Source organism: Mycobacterium sp. NGS63 (genome assembly GCF_059812295.1).
The window spans coordinates 12,927-26,453 of sequence record NZ_JCALCJ010000014.1 but is presented as its reverse complement, the minus strand read 5'-3'; the positions used below and the strand labels follow the sequence as shown (position 1 = coordinate 26,453).

Annotated in this window: 14 protein-coding genes and 1 pseudogene; 4 read left to right on the top strand and 11 right to left on the bottom strand. The window is 68.8% G+C overall.

Going from position 1 to position 13,527, the window contains the following annotated elements; translation table 11 throughout:
* The first annotated feature begins 40 nt into the window (after nt 1-40).
* Complete coding sequence (locus AC5Y4Z_RS25810; protein WP_499967873.1) at nt 41-475, top strand: lipoprotein LpqV; 435 nt, start codon at nt 41-43, stop codon at nt 473-475.
* 69 nt (nt 476-544) lie between these two features.
* Nucleotides 545-1,543: a patatin-like phospholipase family protein gene (locus tag AC5Y4Z_RS25805; protein WP_499967872.1), complete on the top strand. Its 999-nt coding sequence runs from the start codon at nt 545-547 to the stop codon at nt 1,541-1,543.
* Between the two features lie 6 nt (nt 1,544-1,549).
* Here AC5Y4Z_RS25805 and AC5Y4Z_RS25800 read toward each other — a convergent pair whose 3' ends face one another.
* On the bottom strand, nt 1,550-2,419 hold the full coding sequence (locus tag AC5Y4Z_RS25800) for a patatin-like phospholipase family protein (protein ID WP_499967871.1): 870 nt from the start codon (nt 2,417-2,419) through the stop codon (nt 1,550-1,552).
* Between the two features lies 1 nt (nt 2,420).
* On the bottom strand, nt 2,421-3,284 hold the full coding sequence (locus tag AC5Y4Z_RS25795; protein ID WP_499967870.1) for a class II glutamine amidotransferase: 864 nt from the start codon (nt 3,282-3,284) through the stop codon (nt 2,421-2,423).
* A gap of 283 nt (nt 3,285-3,567) precedes the next feature.
* Here AC5Y4Z_RS25795 and AC5Y4Z_RS25790 point away from each other — a divergent pair.
* Nucleotides 3,568-3,996 (top strand): annotated as a pseudogene (locus AC5Y4Z_RS25790) (Fur family transcriptional regulator); the annotation flags it as partial.
* Nucleotides 3,997-4,362: 366 nt separating this feature from the next.
* Here the strand turns inward: AC5Y4Z_RS25790 and AC5Y4Z_RS25785 are convergent.
* The 8 genes from AC5Y4Z_RS25785 to AC5Y4Z_RS25750 all read right to left on the bottom strand — a co-directional run bounded on the left by AC5Y4Z_RS25785 (nt 4,363) and on the right by AC5Y4Z_RS25750 (nt 12,267).
* Complete coding sequence (locus tag AC5Y4Z_RS25785; RefSeq protein WP_499967869.1) at nt 4,363-5,580, bottom strand: class I SAM-dependent methyltransferase; 1,218 nt, start codon at nt 5,578-5,580, stop codon at nt 4,363-4,365.
* 331 nt (nt 5,581-5,911) lie between these two features.
* The gene (locus tag AC5Y4Z_RS25780; protein WP_499967868.1) at nt 5,912-7,540 is read right to left on the bottom strand and encodes a long-chain fatty acid--CoA ligase; all 1,629 of its coding nucleotides are present in this window, start codon (nt 7,538-7,540) and stop codon (nt 5,912-5,914) included.
* 126 nt (nt 7,541-7,666) lie between these two features.
* Nucleotides 7,667-8,752 carry a YncE family protein gene (locus AC5Y4Z_RS25775; protein WP_499967867.1) on the bottom strand — a complete coding sequence of 362 codons (1,086 nt, stop codon included), beginning with the start codon at nt 8,750-8,752 and terminating at the stop codon, nt 7,667-7,669.
* Nucleotides 8,753-9,160: 408 nt separating this feature from the next.
* Nucleotides 9,161-9,931 carry a DUF427 domain-containing protein gene (locus AC5Y4Z_RS25770; protein ID WP_499967866.1) on the bottom strand — a complete coding sequence of 257 codons (771 nt, stop codon included), beginning with the start codon at nt 9,929-9,931 and terminating at the stop codon, nt 9,161-9,163.
* Entirely contained in the window at nt 9,928-10,203 is a 276-nt protein-coding gene (locus tag AC5Y4Z_RS25765) for a DUF6295 family protein (RefSeq protein WP_499967865.1), read from the bottom strand. Before AC5Y4Z_RS25765 ends, AC5Y4Z_RS25770 begins: the two co-directional genes overlap by 4 nt.
* 12 nt (nt 10,204-10,215) lie before the next feature.
* Entirely contained in the window at nt 10,216-10,971 is a 756-nt protein-coding gene (locus tag AC5Y4Z_RS25760; protein WP_499967864.1) for a dienelactone hydrolase family protein, read from the bottom strand.
* 142 nt (nt 10,972-11,113) lie between these two features.
* Nucleotides 11,114-11,866: a hypothetical protein gene (locus AC5Y4Z_RS25755; RefSeq protein WP_499967863.1), complete on the bottom strand. Its 753-nt coding sequence runs from the start codon at nt 11,864-11,866 to the stop codon at nt 11,114-11,116.
* Between the two features lie 62 nt (nt 11,867-11,928).
* A complete protein-coding gene (locus AC5Y4Z_RS25750) occupies nt 11,929-12,267 on the bottom strand; it encodes a hypothetical protein (protein ID WP_499967862.1) in 339 nt (112 codons plus the stop codon).
* 107 nt (nt 12,268-12,374) lie between these two features.
* Between AC5Y4Z_RS25750 and AC5Y4Z_RS25745 the strand changes: the two genes are divergently transcribed.
* Nucleotides 12,375-12,713 (top strand): metal-sensitive transcriptional regulator, encoded by a 339-nt coding sequence (locus AC5Y4Z_RS25745; RefSeq protein ID WP_499967861.1) that lies wholly within the window; start codon nt 12,375-12,377, stop codon nt 12,711-12,713.
* Between the two features lie 27 nt (nt 12,714-12,740).
* Here the strand turns inward: AC5Y4Z_RS25745 and AC5Y4Z_RS25740 are convergent, their stop codons facing one another.
* Nucleotides 12,741-13,493 carry a cutinase family protein gene (locus AC5Y4Z_RS25740; protein ID WP_499967886.1) on the bottom strand — a complete coding sequence of 251 codons (753 nt, stop codon included), beginning with the start codon at nt 13,491-13,493 and terminating at the stop codon, nt 12,741-12,743.
* Nucleotides 13,494-13,527 lie beyond the last annotated feature (34 nt).

The window sequence follows — 13,527 nt, the reverse complement described above, 5'->3', positions numbered from 1 at the left end:
GCGCTCCGTCACGGCCGCCAGTGTTGCATAGATTGGGGTCGTGCGCTGGCGCGGTCACCGTCCCGTACGGCGGGGCGCGGTCGTTGTCGCCGCGCTCGCGCTGGCGATCGCGGGGTGCTCGCAGGGCGGCCCCGGCGGCAGGGCCACGTCGTCGTCGGCGCGGCCGTCGGGCATCCCGAACGCGGCCCCGCCGGGGGCCGTCGGCGTTTCCCCCGGCGGCGTCACGACCCGCGTCGACGTCCCCGCGGATTCGACCGAGGAGGAGTATTTCCAGGCCTGTCACGCGGCGAAGGTGTGGATGGAGGCGCAGCCCCGGACGGGCACGCCCCCGCTCGAGCCGTACCTGGCGATGGTCCAGGCGTCGCCGGCCGGCACGCCCGGCACCTGGAACGCCCGCTGGTCGGACCTGACGCCGGCCCGGCAGGCGGCCGTGATCACCGCCGCGCGCGCCGCCGCCAGCGACGAGTGCGGGTAGGGCCCGCCCAATTGGGATCACGGGTACAAAAAGTGCCGAGCCGGCGGGCCCACCGCGCAAAATGAACGCATGGCCGGATCCTCGCCGACGCGGGTGGCGCTGGCGCTGGGCAGCGGCGGCGCCCGCGGCTACGCCCACATCGGGGTGATCGAGGCGCTGCGGGAGCGCGGCTACGAGATCGTCGGGATCGCCGGCTCCTCGATGGGCGCGATGGTCGGCGGCCTGCAAGCCGCGGGGCGCCTCGACGAGTTCGCCGATTGGGCCAAGTCCCTGACGCAGCGCACCATCCTGCGGCTGCTGGACCCGTCGATCAGCGCGTCGGGGGTGCTGCGGGCCGGCAAGATCCTCGACGCGGTGCGCGACATCCTCGGCCCGGTGTCCATCGAGCAGCTGCCCATCCCGTACACCGCGGTGGCCACCGACCTGCTGGCCGGCAAGTCGGTGTGGTTTCAGCGGGGCCCGCTCGACGAGGCGATCCGGGCGTCCATCGCGATCCCAGGGGTGATCGCCCCGCACGCGTTCGACGGGCGCCTGCTGGCCGACGGCGGGATCCTGGATCCGCTGCCGATGGCCCCGATCGCAGCGGTCAACGCCGATCTGACCATCGCCGTCAGCCTGAGCGGCAGCGAGGCCGGCGGGATCGAGGATGCCCGCGCCGAACCGGGAGCCACCGCGGAGTGGCTGAACCGCATGGTGCGCAGCACCTCCGCGCTGCTGGACACCGCGGCGGCCCGGTCGCTGCTGGACCGGCCGACCGCGCGGGCGGTGCTGAGCCGCTTCGGGTCCGACGAGGCCGATGCGGAGGTCATCGCCGACGTCGTGGCCGCCGGTGTGCCGAAGTTGGGCAGCTTCGAGGTGATGAACCGGACCATCGAGATCGCCCAGTCGGCGCTGGCGCGCCACACGCTGGCGGCCCACCCGCCCGACCTGCTGATCGAGGTGCCGCGGTCGACGTGCCGGGGCCTGGAGTTTCACCGCGCGGTGGAGGTGATCGCCGTGGGCCGCGCGCTGGCCAACGAGGCCCTGGACGCGCTGACGGCCGAGCGGGAGCAACCGGTCGAGGACTGACCGGGGTCAGACGCCGAGAAACCGCGCCACGGCCGCCGCCTCGCGCCGGCCCTGCGCGCGCCCGGCCACTGCCGAATCGACGCGGCAGCGCGGATCGAGGGGATTGGGCCCGAACGCGGCCAGCGAGTCGGCGTCGGCGAACACCGCGCATACCGGGCCGGGAAACGCGGCGATCTCGGCGGCCGGCCCGTCGCCGAACGCCGCGGGCGCGTCGGCGCCGGAGGGCACCAGCACCACGGCCGCGTCGCAGTCGGCGGCCACCGACAGGTTGACCGTGCTGGCCACCCCGCCGTCCATGTAGCGCCGGCCGTCGATCGTCACCGCCGGCCAGGCTCCGGGCACGGCGCAACTGGCCGCCACCGCGTCGACCAGGTCCGCGCCGGAGTCCCGGTCGAAGACGGCGAGTTCGCCCGTGGCGACGTCGATCGCGGTGAGCCGCAGCAGCCGGTCCGGCCACTCGTGCGACGGCAGCCGCGCCGCGATCACCTCGCGCCGCACCGGCTCGGGAACCGTCTTGGTCGCCAGCGCCACGGCCCCGATCCGTTGCATCTGCTGTCGGGTCTTGTCACCGGTCTCGTCGTAGGGCTGGCCCAGGGCCGTCAGGAAGATCTCGGTGATGTCGTCGACGTCGACGCCGGAGTCGATCTCGGCCGACGACTCGGCGACCTGCCGTTCGAACAGCGCCTCGAGCGGGATGCCGCTGCCGATCTGCGCGACGACGGCGGAACCCGCCGAGGTGCCCACCAGCACGCCGGAGTCCAGCAGCAGCCGCGCCGCCGCCGGGGACTCGTCGGCGATGCCCCGCAGCATGCCTGTCTCCCAAGCGATTCCGGCTATCCCGCCGCCGGCCAGCACGAGCGCGCGTTTTCCTGTCACGTCAGTGCTGCGCCTGCTGGACCGGCGCGCTCAGGTCCGACCGGCGCAGCGGGTGCGCGGGCGGGTCGGGCAGCACCACGCGGCGGGTCGCCCGCAGGGCGGAGTCGACGTGGACGAGCTCGCCCGGTTCGAGCAGGCTCCAGCGCGGGTCGTCGTCCATCGGCTCGCTGGCGAACACCACCGACGCGCGGGAGCACAGGTGCTCGGAGCGCGCGCGGATCCGGTGCGTGCTCAGGTCGAACTCCGGGCCGGGCGTGGCGTGGCCGTCGCGCCGGTCCAGGACGTAGAGCTCGTGGGCCTCCGGGAAGCGCAGCGCCCACATGTCGGTGGCCGTGCTCAGCAGTACGTTGACCGCGTAGATGGGCACGCTGGCGGAAAGCCACCGCGCGGCGTCGATCAGGCCGGCCGTCTCGTCGCCGTCGCGGGCGCGGATCGAGCCGGTGACGAGGGCGAAGACCCGTTCGGAATCGGTCTCGCCGCCGACCAGGTCGGCGGTGCCGAGCTCGCGCAACCGGGCGTCGATCTCGTCGAGCCCCTGGACCACGCCGTTGTGCGCGAAGATCCGGCCCTCCTGCAGGAACGGGTGGGTGTTGCGGACGTCGAGCGAACCGGTCGTCGCGTAGCGAACGTGGGCGATGAACGTGGTGCCGGTCAGCTCGTGCGCCTCGGTGGCGAACTGGGCGTCCCGCCAGGCCGCGATCGGCTCCTTGTGCAGCTGCGGGCGGCCGTGCCCGTCGAACACGCCCAGGCCCGTGCCGTCCGGGTTTTTGCGGCTCTGCTCGGACAGGCTGTCGGGGGCGTTCAGCAACCAGAAGGTGGCGGTGCACGCGTGGGTCCCGGCGTGCAGGCCAAAAAGTCGGCACATGGTCCCGACCGTACCCAGGCTCGCCCGGTCACCACCCCCGCCGGTCGCCCGGCGCGTGCCGCACCCGGCGCGAATTCTTACATCCCCACTGCGAAAAAGCCTTGCGATCTCAGCGAAAACGCGCCTTCCGCTCGCCGGGCGGCCTATCCTGAGCGCGCGAGTGGAAAAAATACTTTTCGTACGATTCACTTAATCGCGGCCCGAACGGCCGGTTGCGACCCGCAGATAAGGGGTGGAGGGCTTGGTCAAGCCGAGGAGAGACGTGCACTTCGTGCATGCGCCTTTGGCAGCGGACTATTCCGAGCGGCTGCGGTCGGCCGACCTGCGCGTCACCCGTCCGCGAATCGCGGTGCTGTACGCGGTGCACACACGTCCGCACTCCGACACGGAAATGATCATCCGGGCGGTGCATGACTGCCTGCCCGACGTCTCCCGGCAGGCCGTGTACGACGTCTTGCACGCGCTCACCTCGGCCGGCCTCCTTCGGAGGGTGCAGCCCTCGGGTTTCTCGGCGCGCTACGAGTCTCGGGTGGGCGACAATCACCATCACATGGTCTGCCGGTCCTGCGGGGCGATCGTGGACGTCGACTGTGCCGTGGGTGCGGCGCCCTGCTTGACCGCTTCGGACGCCAACGGCTTCCAGCTCGATGAGGCGGAGGTCGTCTATTGGGGCCGATGCCCCGACTGTGCCGTGCCGGACGCGTCGCACGCCATCGATGACCGCGGCCCGACGAACCCACGCCGCAACGAAGCCTCCCCCCCACGCGATCCGCGACCTGCGCCCCCACAGCAGACGCCGGCGGGACTGAAGCCATGGATTCCGCCGTCGTTTCCCAATGCCCCTTTGACGCCGGCGGAAGTCGGCACGGCCGGCCCCCCGTCCGACGCCGTAGTCTTCAGCTTTGATGTCGCCGGCGCGGCCCTGACCGGCTATGGGCGCCAGGACAAGGAGCTGCGTCCGGTGTGGGGAAATGGCGAGACCAAATGACGGCGTAAGCCCCGTTTGATCGCAAATATGTAGCGGCTCAACCCATTTCCCTGGGGGCGAACCGAGCTGACAGCTCAGCAGGCGCGACTCTCAGTTACGCCCCGGATCTTCCTTCAACGTCATCGCGGCGAAGTCGAGGCGCCACAGGGATTCGAACAGCCTACGGGCGAATTCCTCAAGGTTGCCGACCCGCAACGACTCTCCGCTCTTTGCCACGCGGTCGACGATTTGCCGGATGGTGCGACGCCCGTTGACGAACTGCAGGAAAAGCAATTGCGGCGGCGTCAGACCCGTACGCCAGTTCGGTCGATAGATTTCCTGATCTTCGATCCCGCTGCGCATGCGCATCCGGGGCACGTAATCCATGCACTCGTTCGTCGAAAAGTTGATGGTGTAAGTCTTTTTCGGCCGGTCGGCCCGGCAGGCCATGAAGAAATGCGAGCCGTTCAGCACGTGGAGACGCTCCACCACGGACCAGAGACTGGTTTCGGGCAACGCGCACACGGCTTGATTGAGAGGGCTTCCCGACATGAACCAGTCGTGCGAGTAGTACGGCGCCTTGAGGAACCACCCCTGGAATACCAACCCGGCCGACGCCACCAGATCGAGACACTCGTCGACGCTGTAATTGCGCTCCGGGCCTTGCAAAAAGGTAGCCGCCAGGGCGGCATCGGACTGCGCCGAGACCGGCGCGATCTTGAAGTAGTTGTGGACGGGGTGCTCCCGAGGCAGCGCGGAGATCACTTCCTTGACCATTTGGACCGATGTGTCGTCCTGACTCATTCCCAGGTCGCGGAACGTCGATTGCAGCATCTTGATGCCCATTCGGCCGTACTTCGCGGGAAGCATGACGCCCATAACGCCATCCCTGCGTAAGCATCCGCCGAGCGCTCGCATTCCCGTCACCGGATCCGCCAGCCGATGCAGAGCGCCGGTCGACACAATAAGGTCGAAATTACTCTTCAGGCCTGACAGCTCGTCTATCGCGAGTTGATGCAGTTCCAGGTTGCCCAACGCATACTTGTCTTTTAAATATTGCAGGTGTTCCAGCGTCGGTTGGCTGACATCGACCGCGAGCACCCTCGCGGAACGGTTCGTGAAGGCAAAAACGGCGGCCTGGTTGATGTCGTCACCCGCGATCAATATGTCCAGATCGGGTTTGTATGCACGATCAGGCCATAACAACGAGTGAGCGTGCACGGGATCGAACCACTCCCAGTCGTCGTCAGTCCATGCTTCAAGGTCCTCGATGGGCTCGGGATACTGGTAGCGGTGCGAGACGACAGCGGTGTTCGCATACTCGTTCATTGGAGCCCTTCTGATCGACTCGTGGTCGGGGATCCCGGATCAGCAGTCGACCATGCGGAAGGTTCTAGGTCCGGACCCTTCATCACGGCGATTATCGGCTACCGCGACGAGTGGCCGCAAGGATTCGTACAAACGTGCCTGAAAATACCGAATTGCAGTCGCAAATACCGCACATCCGCTTCCGCGGTCGGCCGCGGGTGCGCTTCATGCCACCCCGCGGAAACATCGGTTCTCGAGCTAATCAACCTTCGGCATGGTACGCGAATGTCGCTATGCCGCAGCATCTTTCACACCGCCAGCCGGACTGCCCCGGCCCCGAAATTCGCTCCGGTCAGTCGCGTATCTCGACCACCTCATAGCCGTCCTCGGCGTAGCGCGACCGGATGGCCTTCTTGTCGTACTTGCCCACGCTGGTGCGCGGGATCTCTTCGACGAAGGTCCACCGCTCGGGCAGCCACCACCGAACGACCTTGTCCGCGAGGAACTTTCGCAGCTCGTCGGCGCTCACCGACGAGCCCTTGGCCACCACCACCGCGAGCGGCCGCTCCTGCCACCGTTCGTCGGGGACGCCGACGACGGCGGCCTCGAGCACCTGGGGGTGCCCGATCAAGCAGTTCTCCAGTTCGACCGAGGAGATCCATTCCCCGCCGGACTTGATGACGTCCTTGGCGCGGTCGGTCAGGGTGACGAACCCGCGCTCGTCGATGCGGCCGACGTCGCCGGTGCGCAGCCAGCCGGAGTCGAACTTCGACTCGTCGCGGCCCAGGTAGTAGGCGCCGGCGATCCACGGGCCGCGGACCTCCACCTCGCCGACGGCTTCGCCGTCGTTGGGCAGCACCGCGCCGTCGTCGCCGACGATGCGCATCTCCACCCCGCCCACCGGTTGGCCCTGCGTGGCGCGGAACGACCAGTGCTGGTCCGCGGGGGTGCCCGGGGGCGGCCAGGCCATGGTGGCCATCGGCGACGTCTCGGTCATCCCCCACAGCTGGCGGACCTGGACGCCGTGCTTCTCCTCGAACGCGCGCATCAGCGACACCGGGACCGCCGAGCCGCCGCACACCACCAGGCGCAGCGAGGACATGTCGTGGTCGGGGTCGTCCTCGAGGCGATGCAGCACGTCGTTCCAGATCGTCGGGACCGCGCCCGCCACCGTCGGCCGCAGCTTTTCCACCATGTCGATCAGGGATCGGGCGTCGAGATGGCGATCGGGCAACACCAAATCGGCGCCCGCCATCAGCGCCGCGTACGGCAGCCCCCAGGCGTTGGCGTGAAACATCGGCACGACCGGCAGCACGCAGTCCACGGCCCCCACCCCGATGCCGTTGACGGTGCACGCAGCCATGGTGTGCAGGTAGCTCGAACGATGGCTGTAGACAACGCCTTTCGGGTTGCCGGTGGTGCCGCTGGTGTAGCACATGGCGGCCGCGGAGCTCTCGTCGACCTGCGGCCAGTCGAAGTCGGGGACTTCGGCGTCGATCAGCTCGGCGTAGCCCAGCACCGTCTTGCCGGATTCCCGCAGCGGGGCGGGGTCGCCGTCCCCGACCACGATGACGGTGTGCACGGTCTCCAGCTCGGGCAGGACGGGCGCGAGCAGTTTGGCCAGCGACGCGTCGACGAGCACGACCTGGTCTTCGGCCTCGTTGGCCACGTAGGCGATCTGCTCGGGGAACAGGCGGATGTTCAGCGTGTGCAGGACGGCGCCCATCGACGGGACCGCGAGGTAGGTGGCCAGGTGCTCGGCGTTGTTCCACATGAACGTGGCCACCCGCTGGTCGCCGCTAACGCCGAGGCGGCGCAAGGCGTTTGCCAGTCGCGCCGCCTGCTGACCCAGTTCGCGGTAGGTGGTGTGCCGGTAGCCGTCCCCGGTCGCGGTGGTGACCGTGCGTGCCCCGTGGACCCCGCAGCCGTGCCGCATGATCGCGGCGATCGTCAGCGGGAAGTCCTGCATCGTGCCGTCCATCGATGTACCGCCTTACTCTCGGCGCGGCACCGCCTCCCGGGCGGTCGGGCGAATGCTATCGCCGCGCATGGCCGCGAGAAAACGGGTTCCCCGGCAACACGCTTTTTAGGCGCGCTTGAGCGCCGGTCAGGCCAGCGCGGGCTCGTACTGCGGCAGCTCGGGCACGACCCACTCGCCGGCCTCGCCCTCGTGCGCGGTCTCCGAGACCTCCAAGCCCAGCGCGACGATCGAGGCGACCGGCGCCACGGTGACGGTGCCGGAGTAGTCGGCGATGTACAGGTAGCGGGCGTCGGCGCTTTCGACCACGCACGACGGCTGGTGGGCCACCGCCATGGTGCCGATGACGTCGTGGGTGAGCGTGCACAGCACCGTGATGCCGTCCTCGCCGACCAGGTAGGCGCGGTCGCCGTCGCCGCTGAGCGCCAGCGCGGTGACCTCGCCGATCTCGCCGAGCTTGCGGGTGCCGGTGATCTTGGCGGTGCGGGTGTCGACGACGTCGATCACCGCTCCCAGTTCGGGGGCGCAGCTGGCCACGTAGGCGATCGCGCCGTTGGGGCTGAGCGCGACGTCGCGGATCGGCAGGCCGATCTCGACGGTGTCGGTGACGCGCCGCGCGTGCGCGTCGAGCACGATCAGCTGCCCCCCGGCCGGGCCGTTGGTGGCGACGTAGAGACGTCGCCCGTCGGCGCCGGCCCGCACGCATTGCGTGGTGGTGCCCGCCCGGCCGGGCAGGGCGATGGCGGACGCGCGGCCGGTTTTTGTGTCCAGGACGACGACGTCGAGTTGGTCGCCGCTCGAGCCGTTTCGGCTGGCGTAGGCGCGGTTTCCGTCGGGGCTGACCGCCAGATCGCTCACGTTGAGCGCCACGGCGTGCGTCGCGATCACCGTGTTGGTCGGCAGGTCGATGACCTCGATCGAGTCGTAGGACGACGACGCCGTGCTGACGTAGGCGCGGTGCGGGTCGTGGCCGCCCATGGCCAGCGCGAACGGCTCGTCGACGGGAACGGTGTCCACGACGCGGCAGGTGTGGGTGTCGATGACCGAGACGCTGTCGTAGCCATGGTTGGCCACCAGCAGGCGGGTGCCGTCGGGGCCGGCGACGATGTCGCTGATCGGGCCCTGGCGCACCGCGATCTGCACGACCAGCGGGAATCCCCGTGCCGCGCCCAGCTCGATGAGGTGATCGTCTTTCCGGTGGTTCACAACGCGCATACCGGCACCGCCTTTGCTTCAAGTGGTACGCCCGGGGGCGCCAGGCGGTCTGGACAATGCTTGCGACGCACCGGCGGCCCTGCAGAGATTGGGCTCCGCCATCAGTCGATGGCTGCTTTCGAAAATTTTACCGAGCCGATTTCGGGCAAAAAGAATTCAATGTGGCCGCTGTGGGGCACGTTACTGTCAAGGCCCGGCCCATGCTTAGAGTGCTCTTATTCGCGACATCGCGGCACGCTCGGCAGCGAACGCAAATGCACCGCCTGCCAGGCGAGTCCCGCGCGCGGCTAAGGACCGAGATTTGCGGCGCCGATCCGGAAAATTAAGAATTCTTAGGGTTTTCGGCCCGGAGAGGCAAATGTCACATTTGGCCGGTGTCCGCGCGTCCACCGCGAAATCGGCGCCGGCTCAGCTGAACTGCGTCTGCGGGCGGGCCAGCGCCGCGCCGTCGACGACGATGTCGAGCTTCTCGTTGTAGAACGCCACCAGCCCGGCGATCTGGGCGACCGCCGGCAGCGGATAGTGATACGTCCACGCCAGGTCCGGATGCAGCACATCGCCTGCGCGGACCGACCAGTAGCCCGACGTCACTCCCTTGTACGGGCACAGCGTCTGGGTGGGGCTGGGCTCCAGGTGCTCGAACGCGACGTCGCTCGGGTCGATGTAATACCTTGTGGGCAAACCGGTTTCGAACAGCAGCACCGGGGATGTGGTGTCGGCCAATATGATTCCGCCGAGCTCGACGCGCACGTGGCGGTGTGAGCGCAGCGCGTCGACGCGGGAATACGGATTGCGGGGGTGGCCGTAGATCGGCTCGTCTTCCTCGAACCAGCGCAACGGATCCCACTCGAAACGCACGGTGCCCGCGACGGGGCCGTCGCCGTCGGCGTCGAAAACCCGCGCCGCCGAGGGGTAGGTCTTGCCGCCGCCGACCAGCGAATGCAGCCGCGACGGGCCCAGCTGCACCTGCTGCGGGTGGTTCTCGTCGAGCAGGAACTCGCTGCGCACGTCGGCCAGCGGCACGTAATACGCTGGGTAGTAAGGCAATTCCCACACGTAGCGGGCCGCGGTGGTGTCGAAGACCAATTCGGGGCCGAGGTAGCCGCGGACGCGGCGCGGGGCGGGTTCGACGCGCCCGCGCGCGGCGGCCATCTGCGGGTAGTCACGGTCGGCGGTCATGTCTGGTCCTTGGAGGCCAGCCCGGCCGGCGCGCTCGCGATCGCCTTGTGGATGGCGTCGGCCAGCGCCAGGGCGCTCTCCTCGGTGAGCTCCAGCGCGACCCGGGCCGATGGGCCCAGCTCCGGGTTGATCACGTCGATGTTGACGGTGTGGCCGTAGGGCGCGTGGACGGGGTGGTCGACGTAGACCGTGGCGCGGCTGGCGCCGAACCAACCGGTCGCGCCCTTGCCGCTGCCGTCGACCCGCACGTGTTCGGTGAGATAAGTGCACATGTCTTGGCGCACCTAGCCTTTCAGGTGGGTGGCGAAGAAGTCGTCGATGCGGCGCCAGCCGTCCACGGCCGCCTCCGGGCGGTACGCCGGCCGGTCGACGGAGAAGAAGGAGTGCCCGGCGCCCTCGTAGGAGTGAAACTCGTGCGGCTTGTCCAGCCGGGTCAGCTCGGCGTCCAGTGTGGCCACCTTGTCCGGCGCCGGAAAAATGTCGTCGGCCCCGAACAGGCCCAGCAGCGGGCAGCTGAGGTTCCCGGCGAGCTGCAGGATGGGTTGCATCGTCTTGGGCATGCCCTCGGGCGGGTCCTCGACGATGAAGGCGCCGTAGCAATCCACCGCGGCGTCGAACGGCAGCGAGCAGGCCGCCAGGTAGGCGTGCCGCCCGCCCGAGCAGTGCCCGATGACGCCGACCTTTCCGTTGGCCCCCGGCAGCGAGCGCAGGTGCTCGACGGCGCCGGCGACGTCGCCGACCAGTCGCTCGTCGGGCACGCCGCCGGCGGCCCGGGCGGCCGCGGCGGCGTCGTCGGGCGCGGCGCCCGGGGCCTCGCGCGAATACAGGTTCGGGGCCACCGCGTGGTAGCCGCTGACGGCGAGCCGCCGCACGAATTCCTTGGTTTCCCGGTCGTAGCCGGGCATGTGGTGAATCCACACGATGCCACCGCGCGATCCCTCGGCCAGGGGGCTGGCGCGGTAGGCCTCGATCTCGTCGCCGCCGTGGCCGGTGATGGTGATGGTTTCCGCGCGGATGGCATCGGGACTGGGGGCGTTCATCGCGACTCCTTAATTGGGGTTAGTGAATTTCCATCCGCCGACCGTGGGCGTTAAGTACAAAAAGTCCCTCGAGGTCGTCCGTATCCCCCACGCTCGGTGCACATAGAACGCCGAGTAGACCGTCCTCTGGTGTCGGTGCACACTAGTGCCGCTTGTCGCGCACCTTGTAGGTGGACGGCCACGACTTGCGTGACTCGTCGCCGGTCAGCGGGACTCCCATGCCGCCGACCTTGACCTGGTAGGCCTCCTTGCCGGGGCCGACCTCGCGGTTGGCGTGTTCCTGGGCCAGGAAGTACAGCTCGTCGATGGTGGCCTCGTCGTAGGCGACGAACGAGGTCTCGCGGGCGACGTCGTCGATCCCGGCCAGCATCCGCTCGGGCAGCACCCGCGACGCGAGCGCCGCGAGCCCCAGCACCGAGAACGGGATGATCCAGGAGCACACGTACGACAGCGGGGTCCCCGTGTCCAGGACGGCCGCGATCGCCGCCGAGACCGTCATGGCGGCGAACGCGGCGACCCAGACCCACGTCAGCACCGTGACCAGCCGGGCGAACGGCTCCGTCTTGACGACGTCGTCGGGCTGTTCGGCGGCGGCGAACTTTCGCACGAACGGTTTGCCGATCAGCGCCCCGACAAGAGCGACCACGAAGATTGCGGCGATGCTCAGCGGCAGCATCCACCGCTGCCTGAACGCGTCGTCCAGCGCGAACGTCAGGATGGTCAGCACCAAAAACGTTGCGACGGAACCGATGTGGAACGGCCCGTCGCCCGCGCGGTCGATCGTGAGCGTCGCGACGGCGAACGCCAGCGCGATCAGCGCGGCAGCGGCGAACGGGACGTGACCGACCAGCACCCAATAGAGGATCCACGGCGCAAAGCTAAACAGCATGCCCACGATGGGTCAGTGTAGGAGTGACGATGTGCGCCGCTGTCGGCGGCAACACGCAGCGGGTTGATTCAGCTCATCGCCATGCCGGGCATCATGTGGCCCGGTGTCATCGGGCCACCCGGCGGCATCTGCGTCGGCCTGGGCATCGCGCCCGGTTTCATCGGTTCGCCGGGCTTCATGTGCGCGCAGCAGTCCATCTGGCCCGACGCCATGTGGTCGCCCCACGGACCGCCGAGGCTCGAGCTCAGGAAAAATCCCGACAGAAAGATCGCCCCCACGATGAACATGCCGCCCGCGACGATGCCCACCCACGCCAGCGCCAGATTCGCGCGGCTCCGTCTGGGCCGGGAGTCGCGGGCCGGCTGGGCCGCGTCCGAGGGTGGCGAAACATCGGTCGAAGTGGTCATGGCTGCAACCTCCTAACTCGGATGGACAGATGACAACGTACCCCACCCGAGGTGGGGTGGGGTACCCTGATGCGACGCGGTGCCGGCAGCAGCGGAAGGAGGCGGCGATGGCCCAGGAGCTGACGACGAAGAAGGTCGCGGCGCTGAACCGCCTGAAGACGGTGCGCGGTCATCTCGACGGGATCATCCGGATGCTCGAGGCCGACGCATATTGCGTCGACGTGATGAAGCAGATTTCCGCGGCGCAGGCGGCCCTGGAACGCACCAACAGGGTGATGCTGCACAACCATCTGGAGACGTGCTTTTCGGAAGCCGTCCTCGACGGGCGGGCGGCGACGGCCATCGACGAGCTCGTCGACGCCCTCAAGTTCAGCCCTGCGTTGACCGGCCCACAACTGCGTCCGAACGACACCGCCGACGAGCCGGTCGTGGCCGGTCGGCCTTAACTGCGGTGCCGGGGGCGACCGGGCCGGTTACACGCCTTCGCCGGGAGACGCCACGACCGTCGCCGGCGCGGCGGGACCCGCGCCGGGGGCTCCCCCGAGACGGCTTGCCGCGAACGCCACGCCCTCGTCGACGATTGCGCCGTTGGTCGAGTACGTCTTGTGTGCGTCGAAATTCATCCCGTCGGAACAGATCGGGTCCTCGGGAGCGCACAGCTTGATGGTCTTGGCCTGATAGAGCGGCCCAATGACCACCGGCGGCTCGCCGAAGAAGTTCATCATTCTGTCGTTCGGCACCGCGAAGAGCACCACCGAGGAGACGTGGTTGGCCACCTCGGGGTCCATCGGTTTGGGCACGCTCGCCGGGTCGATCCCAGCCGGTACGGCGGCCGAGGTGACGAAGCCCATCACGGCCGCGCCCTCGGAATAGCCACCGAGCACCATCTTGGTGTTGGGGCAGTCGTGCGCCATCGAAACGACGTGCGCGCCAGCGTCTCTGATGCCGTCCTTGCCCGAGTTGGTCCAGTCGTAGGTGGCGGGGTAGTCGACCGGATATACGTCGAGCGACTTTGCGCCGACGCGCGGGCGCAGGGAGTCGATGAATGCCTGTCCGGTCGGGCCGGCGCCGGGAGGATCATCGGTGCCGCGGGCGAACACCACCTGAACGTCCGGGCACGGCTGGGCGGAGGCCGAGGGGATGGCAGTCGCGAGGGCGGACGCGCCGACGCCCGACGCCGCGACTACGGCAGGAGCAAGGAAACTACAGGTGCGACGCGCAAGCATGCCGCTGGGTGCCCACAAACTCGATTCCTAAACC

Bases quoted from the DNA above. Each gene is read 5' to 3' on its own strand.
- AC5Y4Z_RS25805 (WP_499967872.1), top strand. From the start codon at position 545: ATGGCCGGATCCTCGCCGACGCGGGTGGCGCTGGCGCTGGGCAGCGGC.
- AC5Y4Z_RS25795 (WP_499967870.1), bottom strand. From the start codon at position 3,284: ATGTGCCGACTTTTTGGCCTGCACGCCGGGACCCACGCGTGCACCGCC.
- AC5Y4Z_RS25785 (WP_499967869.1), bottom strand. From the start codon at position 5,580: ATGAACGAGTATGCGAACACCGCTGTCGTCTCGCACCGCTACCAGTAT.
- AC5Y4Z_RS25780 (WP_499967868.1), bottom strand. From the start codon at position 7,540: ATGGACGGCACGATGCAGGACTTCCCGCTGACGATCGCCGCGATCATG.
- AC5Y4Z_RS25775 (WP_499967867.1), bottom strand. From the start codon at position 8,752: ATGCGCGTTGTGAACCACCGGAAAGACGATCACCTCATCGAGCTGGGC.
- AC5Y4Z_RS25770 (WP_499967866.1), bottom strand. From the start codon at position 9,931: ATGACCGCCGACCGTGACTACCCGCAGATGGCCGCCGCGCGCGGGCGC.
- AC5Y4Z_RS25765 (WP_499967865.1), bottom strand. From the start codon at position 10,203: ATGTGCACTTATCTCACCGAACACGTGCGGGTCGACGGCAGCGGCAAG.
- AC5Y4Z_RS25760 (WP_499967864.1), bottom strand. From the start codon at position 10,971: ATGAACGCCCCCAGTCCCGATGCCATCCGCGCGGAAACCATCACCATC.
- AC5Y4Z_RS25750 (WP_499967862.1), bottom strand. From the start codon at position 12,267: ATGACCACTTCGACCGATGTTTCGCCACCCTCGGACGCGGCCCAGCCG.
- AC5Y4Z_RS25745 (WP_499967861.1), top strand. From the start codon at position 12,375: ATGGCCCAGGAGCTGACGACGAAGAAGGTCGCGGCGCTGAACCGCCTG.
- AC5Y4Z_RS25740 (WP_499967886.1), bottom strand. From the start codon at position 13,493: ATGCTTGCGCGTCGCACCTGTAGTTTCCTTGCTCCTGCCGTAGTCGCG.